The 15281-nt window shown below is 44.4% G+C and carries 14 protein-coding genes; 4 read left to right on the top strand and 10 right to left on the bottom strand.

All coding sequences use genetic code 11. The features are described 5' to 3' along the window. Both ACVBIK_RS06310 and ACVBIK_RS06305 read right to left on the bottom strand, forming a co-directional pair. Positions 1-308, bottom strand: a 308-nt coding sequence (locus tag ACVBIK_RS06310; RefSeq protein WP_447169312.1) for a transposase domain-containing protein, incomplete at its 3' end; no start/stop codon positions are given. Positions 309-436: 128 nt separating this feature from the next. Continuing rightward, entirely contained in the window at positions 437-1933 is a 1497-nt protein-coding gene (locus tag ACVBIK_RS06305) for a methyl-accepting chemotaxis protein (RefSeq protein ID WP_447159932.1), read from the bottom strand. Between the two features lie 450 nt (positions 1934-2383). Between ACVBIK_RS06305 and pheS the strand changes: the two genes are divergently transcribed. From pheS to lpxM, 4 genes are all read left to right on the top strand, one after another. Next, the gene (gene pheS / locus ACVBIK_RS06300; protein ID WP_447159931.1) at positions 2384-3367 is read left to right on the top strand and encodes a phenylalanine--tRNA ligase subunit alpha; all 984 of its coding nucleotides are present in this window, start codon (positions 2384-2386) and stop codon (positions 3365-3367) included. Between the two features lie 16 nt (positions 3368-3383). Then, positions 3384-5771 carry a phenylalanine--tRNA ligase subunit beta gene (gene pheT / locus ACVBIK_RS06295; protein WP_447159930.1) on the top strand — a complete coding sequence of 796 codons (2388 nt, stop codon included), beginning with the start codon at positions 3384-3386 and terminating at the stop codon, positions 5769-5771. 4 nt (positions 5772-5775) lie between these two features. Then, positions 5776-6072: an integration host factor subunit alpha gene (gene ihfA, locus ACVBIK_RS06290; RefSeq protein ID WP_142870772.1), complete on the top strand. Its 297-nt coding sequence runs from the start codon at positions 5776-5778 to the stop codon at positions 6070-6072. Positions 6073-6151: 79 nt separating this feature from the next. Next, entirely contained in the window at positions 6152-7090 is a 939-nt protein-coding gene (gene lpxM, locus ACVBIK_RS06285) for a lauroyl-Kdo(2)-lipid IV(A) myristoyltransferase (RefSeq protein ID WP_447159929.1), read from the top strand. A 221-nt stretch (positions 7091-7311) separates the two neighbouring features. On the opposite strand, the gene ACVBIK_RS06280 is transcribed toward lpxM, so the two are convergent. The 8 genes from ACVBIK_RS06280 to hisD form a co-directional block, all read right to left on the bottom strand. Continuing rightward, on the bottom strand, positions 7312-8415 hold the full coding sequence (locus ACVBIK_RS06280; RefSeq protein WP_447159928.1) for a phosphoribosylaminoimidazolesuccinocarboxamide synthase: 1104 nt from the start codon (positions 8413-8415) through the stop codon (positions 7312-7314). 391 nt (positions 8416-8806) lie between these two features. Continuing rightward, positions 8807-9445 (bottom strand): bifunctional phosphoribosyl-AMP cyclohydrolase/phosphoribosyl-ATP diphosphatase HisIE, encoded by a 639-nt coding sequence (hisIE, locus tag ACVBIK_RS06275; protein ID WP_447164057.1) that lies wholly within the window; start codon positions 9443-9445, stop codon positions 8807-8809. 35 nt (positions 9446-9480) lie between these two features. Next, positions 9481-10254, bottom strand: a complete 774-nt coding sequence (hisF, locus tag ACVBIK_RS06270) for an imidazole glycerol phosphate synthase subunit HisF (protein WP_447164058.1) — start codon at positions 10252-10254, stop codon at positions 9481-9483. Continuing rightward, positions 10236-10973 carry a 1-(5-phosphoribosyl)-5-[(5-phosphoribosylamino)methylideneamino]imidazole-4-carboxamide isomerase gene (hisA, locus tag ACVBIK_RS06265; protein WP_447169311.1) on the bottom strand — a complete coding sequence of 246 codons (738 nt, stop codon included), beginning with the start codon at positions 10971-10973 and terminating at the stop codon, positions 10236-10238. The genes hisF and hisA overlap by 19 nt, the downstream gene beginning before the upstream one ends. Continuing rightward, a complete protein-coding gene (hisH, locus tag ACVBIK_RS06260; RefSeq protein WP_447159924.1) occupies positions 10973-11707 on the bottom strand; it encodes an imidazole glycerol phosphate synthase subunit HisH in 735 nt (244 codons plus the stop codon). Before hisH ends, hisA begins: the two co-directional genes overlap by 1 nt. Further along, the gene (gene hisB, locus ACVBIK_RS06255) at positions 11704-12798 is read right to left on the bottom strand and encodes a bifunctional histidinol-phosphatase/imidazoleglycerol-phosphate dehydratase HisB (RefSeq protein ID WP_447169310.1); all 1095 of its coding nucleotides are present in this window, start codon (positions 12796-12798) and stop codon (positions 11704-11706) included. Before hisB ends, hisH begins: the two co-directional genes overlap by 4 nt. 92 nt (positions 12799-12890) lie before the next feature. Beyond that, positions 12891-13940, bottom strand: coding sequence for a histidinol-phosphate transaminase (hisC, locus tag ACVBIK_RS06250; RefSeq protein WP_447169309.1), 1050 nt, complete (start codon positions 13938-13940; stop codon positions 12891-12893). Beyond that, entirely contained in the window at positions 13937-15280 is a 1344-nt protein-coding gene (gene hisD / locus ACVBIK_RS06245; protein WP_447169308.1) for a histidinol dehydrogenase, read from the bottom strand. Before hisD ends, hisC begins: the two co-directional genes overlap by 4 nt. Between the last annotated feature and the right edge of the window lies 1 nt (position 15281).

Genomic DNA, 15281 nt, shown 5'->3' with positions numbered 1-15281 from the left:
TTCATTGCTGCCTGACCAAGTGTTTTGCGGCGTTGAGTTAATGCACTTGGTGCGACAAATGCTTTCCCTGTTCTATCAACAATATCAAGTTGATTAACTAGGTCTTTCATGGACTTATCATTATAAATAGCCATACCGACGAGTAACCATACCATGGATTCCAAAGTTAATTTGCGTTTACGCATGGTCACAGTGGCAGTCAGAGAATAGGCTTCATCAATAAGCTCTAGAGGAAGTAAGTCAGCCAACGTTTCAATATTATTCGGCTTCCAATCATTGATGATATTAAGTGCTTGAGATACGTCCATAAAAAAATCCGAGTGTTTAAAAACACTCGGATTTTGCCATCTTATAAAGATCGGTCAACCGATCAATAAACTGCTAAATGATCGGCATTACAGCCTATTGGCTGCTTTTTATAACGTTAATACAGGCGCTATACTTTTAGACCAACGAGCAGTTTATCTAATTGCTCGGCTGTCGCATGCAGTTCATCACAGCCTGAAACGGATTGATTGGCTGATTGCTCCACATCATGAGACTGATTGCGAATATCCATTAGATTGGTTGCGATTTCATTAGCGACCGCTGATTGCTCTTCAGCAGATGTCGCAATTAAAACGCTCATCTCATAAACTTTAGCGCTGTGATGAGCAATCCCTTGTAGATCTTTGCCTGTGTCAAGTACGTGCTTCTTGCCGTCCTCAGCCTTCTCTACGGTACGACTCATTACCTGTTTTAAGTCGCGGGCACCTGACTGAAGCGCTTCAATCATGGTTTTAATTTCAACCGTTGCAGCCTGAGTTCGACCAGCCAGAGTTCTGACTTCATCGGCAACGACAGCAAAGCCACGCCCTTGCTCTCCGGCTCGGGCAGCCTCAATGGCTGCGTTCAATGCGAGTAAATTAGTTTGCTCGGAAATGGCATTAATGGTGGTGACGACCTCGTCAATTTTAGCTGCGTTTTCATTGAGGTTATTAACAGCATCAGAGGCATCTGCAATTTCATTTGATAAGCTGCCTATCGCGTCAACAGTGATGGCTATATCACGAGAACCTGCATCAACTTGCACATTGGCTTCTTGGGTTTCACTTGATGAAAGCTCAGCATTACGTGAAACTTCTATGACGGCTGCGGTCATCTGCTCCATCGCGGTTGCTAAAGAATCAATGTGCTGGCGTTGATTCATGGCTAACGATTGGCCCTCTTCAGCAGTATTTCTAAAGGCTTGCACAATATTACGGATCTGTGAACTGGCGTTGGTCATCTCGCTTACAAGCTTATGCTGACGCTCAACTAGCGTATCTATGCTAATCGCAAGAATGCTAAATTCGTCTTTAACTTCAAAAAAGTTGAGTCGACCCGTTAAATCGCCATCAGCGGCTCTTTTAAGCGCCATCACATTGGTAAACAGTGCACCACCAACGAAGCTAGAGATATAGTAACTGGTGATTAAGATTATCGAGATTAATATCGCTAAGGCGATATAGGCGACATACTCGTTATGTATGTCGTTGATTTGTTCGCCATACAGGGTTGTAATCAGACCGTTTGGGCTCACCGGACTGACACTTTCTATTCTATTGCCATTAATCTTGATGTTGCCGCCGCTTTCTGCAAGCGAGACTAATTGGCTGGACCCCGTCTGCTGGTGGGTGACAGTGAGCTCACCTTCAATGGAGCTTAAGAATGCGCTTCTGTTTGCTTCGGGAATATATTGATAAGCGCTATCGAGTGCTTCATTGAGTGTCTGGTTGAATACTTGGGTTTGAGAGAGCTGAGCATCAAGTAGGTTTTGTTTGTATTCGCTATTTAACAAAACAGCCAAACCAACTAGCGTGATGATAGGAATTATCGCCATTAGAGCGAATTTGGTTTTTAGTGTCATATGGATAAGGTACTTATCTACCCAGCGGAACTTAACTTCTTTCATAATGTTCTCTTATTTATAAATCGCATACCTGACTATTTATCGGAAGATTATGCCGTTTCTTAACTCTTTTTTTGCTCATTATCGGTAATTTGCTTGTTTGTTGTTCACTATTATTTTTAAGTGATTGAATATTAATGTTTCTAATTTGTAGCGGCTTGGCAGTCAAATAGTGTGGCTATCATTAGGTTTTCAGTAGTTGTTGTGATTTAGGTTGTACTTTTACCGCTTCACTAAGTGGCAGTTAGATTAACAATTGATGGATTTAATGCTCATTGAGTAAAGCCTTGTATAAGGACTAAACAAAATAGACAGTTAGCAGGGGAAAAGGTGAATTAGTCCTAGTCAAATCATCCTGTCTAACGTAAAATTTTAGTCTTTTTCTATTTTCACTAAGAAAATACGTTAGCCCAAAAGTCGTAGGTCTAGCACTTACTTGCACTGGAAGAGATGATGTCACAGTTAACAGAGATCGTAGAACAGGCTTTAGCCGCCATCGAAGGAGCTACAGATTTAAAAGCTCTCGATGACCTCCGTGTCGATTACCTTGGTAAGAAAGGTAAAATCACCGACATGATGAAAATGATGGGGAAACTTCCTCCGGAAGAGAAGCCCGCTTTTGGTCAAGCCGTGAATCAAGCAAAACAAGCGGTTCAACAACAACTGTCAATTCGTATTGATGGTCTTAAAGCCGCTGAACTTGAAGCGCAATTAAAAGCTGAGAGTATCGATGTGAGCCTGCCGGGTCGTCGCATTGAGAACGGTGGACTGCACCCTGTAACTCGCACGATTGAGCGTATTGAAGCTTTCTTTGGTGAGCTAGGCTTTACGGTTAAAGACGGCCCAGAAATCGAAGATGACTTTCATAACTTCGATGCATTAAACATCTCTGAGCATCATCCTGCACGTGCAGATCACGACACTTTCTACTTTAATCCGAAAGTGATGTTGCGTACGCAAACATCTGGTGTACAGATCCGTACCATGGAGCATGAAAAGCCACCTTTACGCATTATCTCTCCTGGTCGTGTATATCGTAACGATTATGACCAAACGCATACGCCAATGTTCCACCAGGTAGAAGGTTTACTTGTCGCTGAGAACGTTAACTTTGCAGAACTAAAAGGCATTTTGCACGATTTCTTACGCAATTTCTTTGAAGAAGATTTAGAAGTGCGTTTCCGTCCTTCTTACTTCCCATTTACTGAACCGTCAGCAGAAGTTGATGTAATGGGTAAAAATGGTAAGTGGTTAGAAGTACTTGGTTGCGGAATGGTTCATCCAAATGTGCTTCGTAGTGTAGGCATCGATCCAGAGAGATATTCTGGTTTTGCGTTTGGTATGGGCGTTGAGCGTCTTTCTATGTTGCGCTATGGCGTTAACGATTTACGTTCATTCTTCGAAAACGATCTACGTTTCCTGAAGCAATTTAAATAAACGGAGCTGTAATAGCATGAAATTTAGTGAATCTTGGCTTCGTGAGTGGGTTAACCCGAGTGTCAATCGCGAAGAGTTATCACACCAAATTACTATGGCCGGTCTTGAAGTTGACGGTATTGAGCCTGTAGCTGCTGAGTTTAGCGGTGTTATCGTCGGTGAAGTTGTTGAGTGTGGTCAGCACCCAGATGCTGACAAACTACGTGTAACTAAAATCAATGTGGGTGGCGAAGAGCTAATCGACATCGTATGTGGCGCATCAAACTGCCGTCTAGGGCTTAAAGTTGCAGTTGCTATGGTTGGCGCTGTGCTACCTGGCGATTTCAAAATTAAAAAAGCTAAGCTACGCGGTCAACCGTCATTTGGTATGTTGTGTTCGTTTGGCGAGCTAGGCGTTGATATTGAAAGCGACGGCATTATTGAATTGCCACTTGATGCACCCATTGGCCAAGACGTACGTGAATACTTAGATCTTGATGACGCAGTTATCGATGTGGATTTAACGGCTAACCGCGCTGATTGTCTTGGTATGGCTGGTCTTGCTCGTGAAGTTGGCGTATTAAACCGCCAATCAGTAACTGAGCCGACTTGGGAAGCGGTTGCTGCGACTATCGCTGATGAAGTGAGCATTGACGTACAAGAGCCACAAGAGTGTGGACGTTACCTAGGCCGCGTTATCAAAAACGTTAACGTTAAAGCTGAAACGCCACTATGGATGCAAGAAAAGCTGCGTCGTAGTGGTATTCGCTCTATCGACCCGATCGTTGATATCACTAACTATGTATTAGTTGAGTTCGGTCAGCCAATGCACGCATTTGACTTAGCTAAGTTAGATGGCGGCATTCAAGTTCGTAAGCCTAAAGGCGAAGAGAAGCTGACACTACTTGATGGCAATGAAATTACTATTCCTGAAGGTATGTTGATTATTGCTGACCAGGCTAAGCCATTAGCACTTGCTGGTGTATTTGGTGGTGAGCAATCAGGTGTTACCACTGAAACTACCGACATTCTTTTAGAATGCGCATTCTTTGCTCCTTTAGCTATTTTAGGTAAAGCCCGTAAGATTGGTTTGCATACTGATGCATCGCACCGTTTTGAGCGTGGTGTTGACCCACAGCTGCAACAAAAAGTCATGGACCGTGCTAGCCGTCTAGTGCTAGACATCTGTGGTGGCGAAGCAGGCCCAGTCGTTGAAGCTAAATCTGAAGACAACTTACCAAAACCTGCACATATCGTATTGCGTCGAAGCAAACTAGATAAGACTTTAGGTCATCATATTGAAGATGCTGAAGTCAAAGAAATTCTAGAGCGCTTAGGCTTTAATGTTGAAGTGAGTGAAGGGCAGTGGAATGTAATCACAGCCACTTACCGTTTCGATATGGCGATTGAAGAAGACTTGATTGAAGAAGTTGCCCGTATTTACGGTTACAACAATATTCCAAATATTGCGCCTGTTGCGCAATTAAGCATGTCTGATCATAAAGAGTCTGATATCAGTCTTAAGCGTGTTCGTAGCATGTTGGTTGCCCGTGGTTTTCAAGAAGCGGTAACATACAGCTTCGTCGACCCTAAGCAGCAAGAGTTGCTCCACCCTGGTGCAGAGGCGATGATTTTACCGAACCCAATTTCGGTTGAAATGTCAGCAATGCGTCTGTCTATGTTCACCGGTCTTTTGACTGCGGTTGGTTACAACCAAAGCCGTCAACAAAACCGTGTAAGACTGTTTGAAACTGGTCTGCGTTTTGTTCCGAATGAAACCGCTGAGTCAGGTGTGTCACAGCAACCTATGCTTGCAGCTGTTATTGCCGGAAACCAAAACGATGAACATTGGTCAATGGAGTCAAAAACGGTTGATTTCTTCGACCTCAAAGGTGACTTAGAAGCGGTCATCGGTTTGACGGTTGCTGAAGCTGAATTTAGCTTTAGAGCGGCAAGCCACCCAGCGCTTCACCCGGGACAATGTGCTGAAATCTTAAGAGATGATCGCGTAATTGGCATTATAGGCACCGTTCATCCAAGCCTAGAGAAGCCATTTGGCCTAAACGGAAAGACAATTATTTTCGAACTAGAATTAGACGTGTTATTGCACGCTAATTTGCCGCTAGCCCAGACTGTATCTAAGTTTCCAGCTAACCGTCGTGATATCGCAATCGTAGTTGATGACGTTATTGCAGCAGATGATGTTGTAAAATTGATAAGAAAAGTTGGCGAAAATCAGTTGGTTGGCATAAACTTGTTCGATGTATACCGAGGTAAAGGTGTAGAGGAAGGCAAAAAGAGCCTTGCAATAGCACTCTTATTACAAGACAACGCTCGTACACTGGAAGAAAAAGAAATCGCTGAGATGGTAGACGTCGTGGTTTCTGCTCTGAAAGACGAGTTCAACGCATCGTTGAGGGACTAAAAGTATGGCACTTACCAAAGCTGAAATGGCAGAACATCTTTTTGAAACGCTAGGTATCAACAAGAGAGTAGCGAAAGAGATGGTTGAGACGTTTTTCGAAGAAATTCGTCTAGCTCTTGAAAGTGGTGAGCAGGTCAAGCTGTCTGGCTTTGGCAACTTTGACCTGAGGGACAAGAATCAAAGACCGGGAAGGAACCCAAAAACGGGAGAAGATATCCCAATTTCGGCACGTCGTGTAGTCACGTTCCGTCCGGGACAGAAGCTGAAAAGCCGCGTCGAAGAGGCTAACGCAAAGAAGTAATTGCTTTAGCGTTATAATGAAGAGGCCACTCAATCGAGTGGCTTTTTCTGTTATTCATTTGCAGTAGAGGTTTAATTCCTTGTCTAGAAAGCCAAAATATTTTGATCGACGTTTTAGCTTTAGCCTGTTACACCCTAAATATTGGCTAACCTGGGTCGCGATTTTAGTGTTGTTAATATTTGGTCTTATGCCTGCCTGGCTCAGAGATCCCATTGCACGCACACTTGCCAGACTAGTGATGAAAATTGCTAAGAAGCCGATTAATGTGGCAAGGGCGAATCTAACGACCTGCTTTCCTGAAAAATCCCATGATGAGATTGAAGCGTTAATAAAAGATAACGTGGAAAATTTTGTGATGATTTTACTTGCGCAATCCGAGTTGTTAGCGAAATCTCGCGCGAATATGAGACGCCGTGTACAACTTCATGGATTTGAACATGTAGAAAAAGCACGTGCTGCAGGTCAGCCTGTGATTTTTATCATGCCGCATGTGTGGGGTATTGAGTATGCAGGACTTAGGCTCAATCTTGAACTGCCTATGGTTTCGATGGCAAAAGCCCATAAAAATGGATTATTTAACTGGTTCAATAATCGTATGAGAAGCTCCCAAGGCGGCAATATCTACATGCGTGAAGCAGGGATCAGAGCTTTGCTGACAGAGCTAAAGCGAGACAATAGTTTTTTTTATCTACCCGATGAAGATCTTGGTCGTGAGAAGAGTGTCTTTGCGCCATTTTTGGGGACGACTAAAGCAACCTTGCCAGTAGTGGGGCGTTTAGCTCAGGCGGGGAACGCTCAAGTCATGCCGGTAAAGATTGGTTATGATCAACACAAGCGTCATTTTGATCTAACGGTTATGCCTGCCATTGATCCCGATACCATGCAAGGTAAAGAAAATGAGGCGATCGCCTTAAATAAGGCGGTTGAGCAAGTTATTTTAGCGTACCCTGAGCAATATATGTGGTTCCTTAAGGTGCTAAAAACCCGCCCCGAAGGCGAAGCATCGATCTATAATTAATCTGGTTGCTAAAAATAGCGCTGCAATTGTTATTAACCATGGCTATACAAAAAAGCCGCAATGGATATTGCGGCTTTTCTATATCTAGCGCTTAGCTTTATAGCTAGCGTTTAAGGGCAGTGTTTGATTGGCTGAGCTACTTATTCATTACGCGCTTGCATACATCTACCCATTTTTGCGCTAAATAAAGCACTTAACCAGCACTATAGCAGAGCGGATAACTAAACGATTAGCTGATATTCATCGCGTAAAATATCAATGATCTCTTGTTTAGGTGTGTCGCTGATATGTAGCTTCTTACCAATCACTTTCTCAGCAATTCCAACATAAGTGTTAGAGATATCCATCATGACAGATTCTGGTAGTTTATTATCTTTCGCTAGCGCAAAGCGCTCTTCCATGCGGTTCTTGTTGAGTAAGATATCAGCGTCTGGGAAGTGGTTAAGTAGCCACTGTCTGAAACCTTCTTTTGATTGCTCGATAATTTTGCCATCACGGTGAGCTGCACCATCCCAAATACGCGAGCTATCAGGCGTGCCGACCTCATCCATATAGATAAGTTTTTCATTACCAGCAGCATCGTTTACGTAGCCAAATTCAAATTTGGTATCAACAAAGATCTGATCATGCTCAGCGAGTGCGTCACTGATGACATCAAAGCCTTCTTTAAGCAGCTTCTCGTAAAGATCAACGTCTGCAAGCTTACTAAAGTTGAAACCTTGAACATGACGTTCAATATCGCTACGAGATACATTCACGTCATCAGCTTCAGGTACGCCTTCTAGGCCCGTTAATACACCTTTTGTCGACGGGGTGATTAATAGCTCAGGTAGCTTTTGATCTTTCTCTAAGCCTTCAGGGATAGTGATGCCACAAAACTCGCGCTCACCTTTAGTGTATGAACGCCACATAGAACCCGTAATGTATTGGCGTGCAATCGCTTCAATCATCACCGGACGTGCTTTTTGCACAATCCACACCAATGGGTGAGGGATGTCTAAGATGTGACTATCAGCAAGGCCTTTATCTTTAAAAAGTTTAAACCAATGATTTGAGATAGCATTTAGTGCCGTTCCTTTTCCTGGAACGCCATCTAAACCGTTCTCACCTTGCCATACGCAATCAAATGCTGAGATGCGATCGCTAATGACCATAATGGCTAGTGGTGCATCGGCAGGTACATCGTAACCTTTATCTTTAATTAACCGTGCGCTATCTTCCTCGGTTAACCAGTAAACACTGCGGACCTTACCTGAGTGAACAGGTTTGTTGGTACGAATTGGGAGGTTGTCATTTACGACTAAAACTTTATCTGCAAGATTCATAGGGCACACTTTTATTATTGAGAAGCTTAATTTTAGTGGCGCAGATTGTATCAGAAGTTACCTATTGCAACACCCTAGCAATAACGGATTTACTCTTTGTAAAAACAGTGTTTTCTATTGCGCAAAATCAGCAAGAATAAGATGGCAAAATTGAAGCAATGCGCTACTTTTGGTTTTAAATACCGATTGATTATCTTTTAAGTCGTCAATCCCTTTTATGATAATGCTTGCCCGTCAATTAAGCGTTTCATTGTTTCAGAGTGCAGTTATAAGCTCGTTTCATCTTTGCTGAAGAGTAAATTTTCAGCAGGAATAGCCGTGGCTAAACAGGAAATAAAATGGCCGCAGAGACTGCGACCATTTCCTACTCGTTAAGGCGGAGGTTATTTTTCTACTTTGCCTTATTGTGACGTTTCATCAAATTGAGATTGATGTCTTGCATGCTTAACTCTTGATCTTCAAGTAGCACTAACAAGTGATAGATCAGATCAGAGGCTTCATCAATCAATTCCGGTTTGTCATGGGTTGCAGCGGCTAATGCCGTTTCTAACCCCTCTTCTCCGACTTTTTGCGCGATACGTTTAGTGCCGCGCTCAAACAGGTGAGCGGTGTAGCTTGACTCTGGGTCTTGGCCTTTACGTGATGCGATTAAGCCTGACAAGTTGTCGATAAAACTGTGGGCGTTACCGTCTTTCCAGCAACTCTCTGTGCCCTTATGGCAGGTCGGTCCGTTGGGAATAACTTGCACGAGTAAACTGTCATCGTCACAGTCTTTATCAATCGATACTAAGTCGAGGGTGTTGCCTGAGGTTTCGCCCTTAGTCCAGAGTCTTTGTTTACTGCGGCTGAAAAAGGTGACTTTTCCTGTCGATAAGGTTTGATCTAATGCTGCCTTGTCCATATAACCGAGCATTAAGACTTTGGCAGTGAGGTGATTTTGCACTATCGCCGGAATTAAGCCGTCGGTTTTCTCCCAGTCCAATTGACTCAGTAAGTCGCTACCCAGTGGGTTTTGGTTAAAATTAGTCATGTTACATCCTTAATGTGAGTCAACGTCTAACTTATCTAAATGCGTACAGCAATTTGCTGGCTGTTGAGATAACGTTTTAGGGCCTGTATATCTATGATCCCTTTATGGAACACACTTGCGGCTAATGCCGCATCCACGTTTGCCTGGCTAAACACCTCTTTAAAATGCGCCATAGTGCCAGCGCCACCCGATGCAATTAACGGTACATCGCAGATAGCGCGGATCATCGACAATTGCTTAATGTCATAACCTTGTCTGACGCCATCTTGATTCATGACATTGAGTACGATTTCGCCGCAGCCCTGATTTTGCACTTCTTCAACCCAATCTTGTGTAAACCACTGAGTGTCTTTAGTTGCCGCTTCATCGCCAGTAAATTGCTTAACCATGTAGCTGTCGCTATTGGCGTCATAATAGGAATCGATACCTATCACGATACACTGACGTCCAAACTCATCTTGCAGTCTGGCAATCAAGCTTGGATCTGTTAATGCTGGTGAGTTAATTGAAATTTTGTCGGCGCCAAAGGCCAGCTTTTCTCGTGCTTGCTCTATGGTTCTTATCCCACCGGCAACACAAAAAGGAATATCAATTTTTTCGGCGACTCGACTTATCCATGACTTATCAATGACTCTATCGTGAGCGCTGGCCGTGATGTCATAGAAGACTAATTCATCAGCACCTTCTTCAGCGTAGCGCTTAGCGAGCGGCACAATATCGCCTACAATTTCATGGTTTCTAAATTGAACCCCTTTAACCACTTTGCCCTCTTTGACATCAAGGCAGGGGACTATGCGTTTGGCCAACATGCAATCGCCTCCTGGACGGTGAATTGGTTGATAAGTAGGGCTTTACCAATAATAATGCCATTGGCACCGCTGTCTTTTACTGCATTGACATCGGCTAATGTCGCGATGCCTCCAGAAGCTTGCCATTGGATCTCTGGGTAAGTAGCGGCAATCTCACGGTAAAGCTCGGTATTAGCGCCTTGCAGTGTGCCATCACGGCTAATGTCAGTGACTAATGCATGCTTAAGGCCAACAGCTTTAAACTCTTCTACCAGCGACTCCAAGCTCTTACCACCGCCACTTTGCCATCCCGATACGGCCACTATTTTTTCGCCTTGCTCATTGATATTGACATCGAGTGCGAGACAAATGGCTTCATTACCATATTTTTCAAACCAGCTTTTTACAAGCTCAGGCTCTTTTACGGCCAATGAACCGATAACCACACGGCTTACACCAATTTCCAGTAGTTCATTTAACTGGGCTTCAGTGCGAATACCACCGCCAACCTGGATCGGAGTGTCTAGGTGATTAACTAATTCTGAAATTAATGCCGTTTGACGCTTAGTTGGCTCTTTTGCTCCGGTTAAATCGACGATATGCAGTAAGTTAGCCCCTTGAGCCTTATAAGATTTAAGTTGATCTAATGGACTTAAATTAAAGGTTGTTTGCTGCTCGTAATCACCTTGATAGAGGCGAACAACTTGGCCGTCGATAAGATCGATTGCTGGAATAATCATTACAGTGCCTCCGGTTCATTACTTAGGTTAATCGTTAGCTTATTAGCGGGTTCATTGCCAGCTTGGCAAAAGGTATCTCTATTCATGTTGAGGAAGTTTGCCAGTATCTTAGCGCCGACCTCTGCACTTTTTTCTGGATGAAATTGCAGTCCAATAAAATTATCTTTTGCAATGGCAGCGCTAAAGTACTCACCATGCTGGGCAGTTGCAATGGTGAAGTCGCTAACGGGGGCGCGGTAGCTGTGGACGAAATATACGAAGCTACCGGCAGTCACTCCCTCGAAAATAGGGTGGTTTGAAGGCGTAATTTGATTCCAGCCCATATGCGGTAGCGGTAAGCCTTGAGTATTAAGCAGGTCGATATCGGTTGGAATGATATTAAGACATTGGCAGTCATCGCTTTGTGTGCCGCGCTCTTTTGAAGCACGTGTCAGCATCTGCATACCTAAGCACACGCCGAGTAATGGCTGGGTGAGCGAGGGGATAACCTGGAGTAAACCTTTGTCATTTAGCGCCGTCATTGCAGCCCTTGCAGTACCTACACCGGGTAAAATAACGCGTTCAGCCGAGTTAATCAGCTCAATATCATCGCTTACAAACAGGCACTCTCGCTCTGTATCAGTCATTAAACGCTCAAAAGCGTAGCGGACCGAGCTTAAATTGGCGCAACCGGTATCGATAATAACGGTATTACCTTTGATGCCGTTTTTGTTATCTAGATTGACTTGGCTCATAACACACCTTTACTTGAGGGCAGCGTGTCTCCTTCAACTGCCACAGCTTGTCTTAGGGTACGACCTAACACCTTGTATAAGCTTTCAACTTTGTGGTGGTCGTTATTGCCCTGGGTACTGATGTGTAAAGTACAGCGCAGACCATCGGCAAAGGAGCGGAAGAAGTGCGGCACCATCTCAGTTGACATTTGGCCAACAAGTTCACGGTCAAAGTCGCCGCGATACTTGATAAATGGACGCCCCGATAGATCTAACAAACACTCAGCACTGGCTTCATCCATAGGAATCGCTTGCTCAAAAACGTTACTGATTTGTGCATTGCCAAAGCGGGCTATGCCGCGTTTGTCACCTAGAGCTTGACGCAGGGCATCACCGATTGCCAGTGCGGTATCTTCAATGCTGTGGTGATCATCTATCTCCAAATCACCATCAACCTTGACATCCATTTTAAAGTTGCCGTGGGTTGAGATCTGCTCAAGCATATGGTCGAAAAAGCCAATACCTGTGTTGATTTCGCTTTTATCATTTGAATCTAAATCGACAGTGACGCGAATATCGGTTTCTTTAGTGGTACGAGTGACTGTGGCGCTGCGGTTCTTATTTAAAAGCTTATCGGCAATGGCGTTCCAGTTAAGATTTTCTGGGTGATATTGCAAACCTAATATGCCCATCGAGTCGGCAAGACCTAAGTCAGTTTCACGATCTCCTATGACAGCGGACTGGGTAAAATCAATTTTCCCAGAGGTGAGATAGTCTTTAACTAAGCCAAGCTTAGGTTTACGACAGCTACAGTTCTCATCATTAAAGTGAGGGCAGATAAGTACATCATCAAACAGCACGCCTTGGCTGTTTAAGATCTGCATCATCATATTTTGCGGTGCATCGAAATCATCTCTTGGGAACGAAGGCGTGCCCAGACCATCTTGGTTACTGACCATAACTAATCGATAACCGGCGTTTTGCAGTTTCAGTAGAGCAGGGATCACATTAGGCTCAAAAACGAGTTTGGCTAAGCTATCGACTTGCTTATCTGTAACTGGTTCTTCGATGAGCGTACCATCACGGTCGATAAATAAAATTTTCTGCTTCATAGCGGTTATACCTTTCAGATTCTGGCTTTACTGAGTTTAAACAAATCGGAACGCATTGAACATTCATTCAAATCTCAGCGCACTGTATATTTTTATTGTTGAAATAGTTGGATCAGATAGTCCGTTTGTTCCTGGTTTGTAAAGCTAAAACGAATCGCCTTACTAAGGCGGGGATCGTTGTAACTTCTGGCAATCACGCCAGCAGATATTAACTTTTGCTGCACTAGCGCTTTGTCCTCAAACTCTGCGAGTACATAGTTACCATGTGCTTTGATAACCTTAGCGCCATAGCCGCTCAATGCGTCCGCCAGTCTTAACCCTTGTTGCTTCATCAGACCCACTTGCTGCTGCATTGTTTCAAGGCCTTTTGTGTTGAGGGCTTTGATGGCAAGTTCGCTTACGGGAAGCGGCACGGGATAAGGGGCGATTACACGCATGCAGATTTCGATAATGTCAGGGTTTGCCAACAAAAAACCACAGCGTGCGCCAGCTAAGGCAAAGGCTTTTGATAAGGTGCGAAGCACCACTAGGTTTGCACAGCTATCGACTAAATCGGCGACACTGTATTCGGGACTAAATTCAATGTATGCCTCATCGATAACCACTATGGCTTCAGGGCAAGCGTTAATGATCTCAATGATTTTGTTTCTTGCGATGACACTGCCTGTGGGGTTATTCGGATTACAGATAAACACCAATTTTGCGCCACTGACACTGGAGATAGAGTCACTTGGCAGCTGAAAATCATCAGTTAAAGACAGCGCTTTTACCCCAACATTAAAGGTCTTGGCACTGATGGCATACATTCCATACGTAGGGCCAAAGGTTGCGATATTATCTAGACCTGGTACACAAAAGGCTCGAATTAACAGCTCAATCGCTTCGTCGGCGCCGCGACTAGTGATAATACTGTTCTCATTGACACCACTATATTGGCTATATGCGCTGATTAATGCAGGTGGCTGGCATTCTGGGTAACGGTTAAGGCCCATAAGCTCACTATTGTTAAAGGGGGACTCATTGGCATTGATCCAGATATCCCCTTGGCCGCCAATACGCCTTGCTGACTGATAAACCTGTAACGCTAACAGTTCTGGTCGAGCGAGGCGCTCGGCTAAATTTAGCTTGCTTGATGTTGTCATAAGGCCTCCGTAACTGAGCTATTGCTAGCTAACGCTTCATTACCTGCGTTAGCATCAAGGCTGGCCATTCGAACTGCAATTGCATTTTTGTGTGCATCAAGCTGCTCAGCTTCGGCAAGGATCATTACGCTATTGCTTAAGGCTCTAAGTCCTATTGCTGATAACTCTTGCACAGTGAATCGACGGCTAAAATCTGCAAGTGATAAGCTCGACACCGTTTTACTGTAACCGTAGGTCGGCAAGACGTGATTCGTGCCGCTGGCATAATCACCCACAGATTCAGGCGTATACGCCCCTAAAAATACAGAGCCCGCTGCTCGAATATTGGCTAGCACTTCTCGTGGCTGCTGAGTTTGAATGATCAAGTGCTCAGGTCCGTATTGATTAGAAACTGCCGCTGCGATGGTCATATCGTTAACGATAATAGTGCGGCTGCTTTTAAGGGCTTGATTGGCAATATCAGCACGTGGCAGCTGCGCCAGTTGCTTTGCTAAGGCTTGATTAACCTGCTTAGCTAACACGTTGCAATCGGTGACTAACATAACTTGTGAGTCAGCGCCGTGCTCGGCTTGTGATAACAGGTCTGCGGCAACAAACTCTGGATTAGCCTCAGTATCGGCAATGATGAGCACTTCTGATGGGCCGGCAGGCATATCGATGCTCACTGTGCAGCGGTTATCTTGACTAACGGAGCGTTTAGCTTCAGTCACAAATCGGTTACCTGGGCCAAAAATCTTATCGACTTGAGGTACAGAACCAGTGCCAAATGCAAGTGCAGCAATAGCTTGGGCGCCGCCAACTTGATAGATCTCTTCAATACCACATTCTTTTGCCGCATAAATGATGGCATCATTAATTGGTGGAGGGCTTACGAGAACCCGCTTATTACAACCGGCAATTTTAGCGGGTAGGGCTAACATCAGTACGGTTGAAATAAGTGGCGCGGTGCCTCCTGGAATATACAGGCCAACGCGCTCTATCGGCTCAGAGCGGAGTTCGCAGCGGATCCCTGCTTGAGTTTCTAGAACGATGTGTGGCTGGATCTGTGCCTTGTGAAAAGTCTCAATGTTGGCCTTTGCTTGAGCAATTGCTTGCTTTACCTCACTAGAAACTTTGGCGCAGCTCTGCTCAACTTGGGCGCTCGACAACCTTAAGTTATCGATATTGACCCCATCAAATTTTTGATTAAATTCAAATAACGCCTTATCGCCATCAGCGATGACGGCATTAATGATATCTGCCACACTTTGCTCAAGACTGTTATCACCTATTAGTGGTGAGCGCTCAAGCGTGTTAGCTTGAGCTTGAGAGTCGAGAGATTGCCAATTGAGGATCTGCATG

Source organism: Shewanella sp. 125m-1 (assembly GCF_052977065.1).
This window is presented reverse-complemented; position numbering and strand designations above follow the sequence as displayed.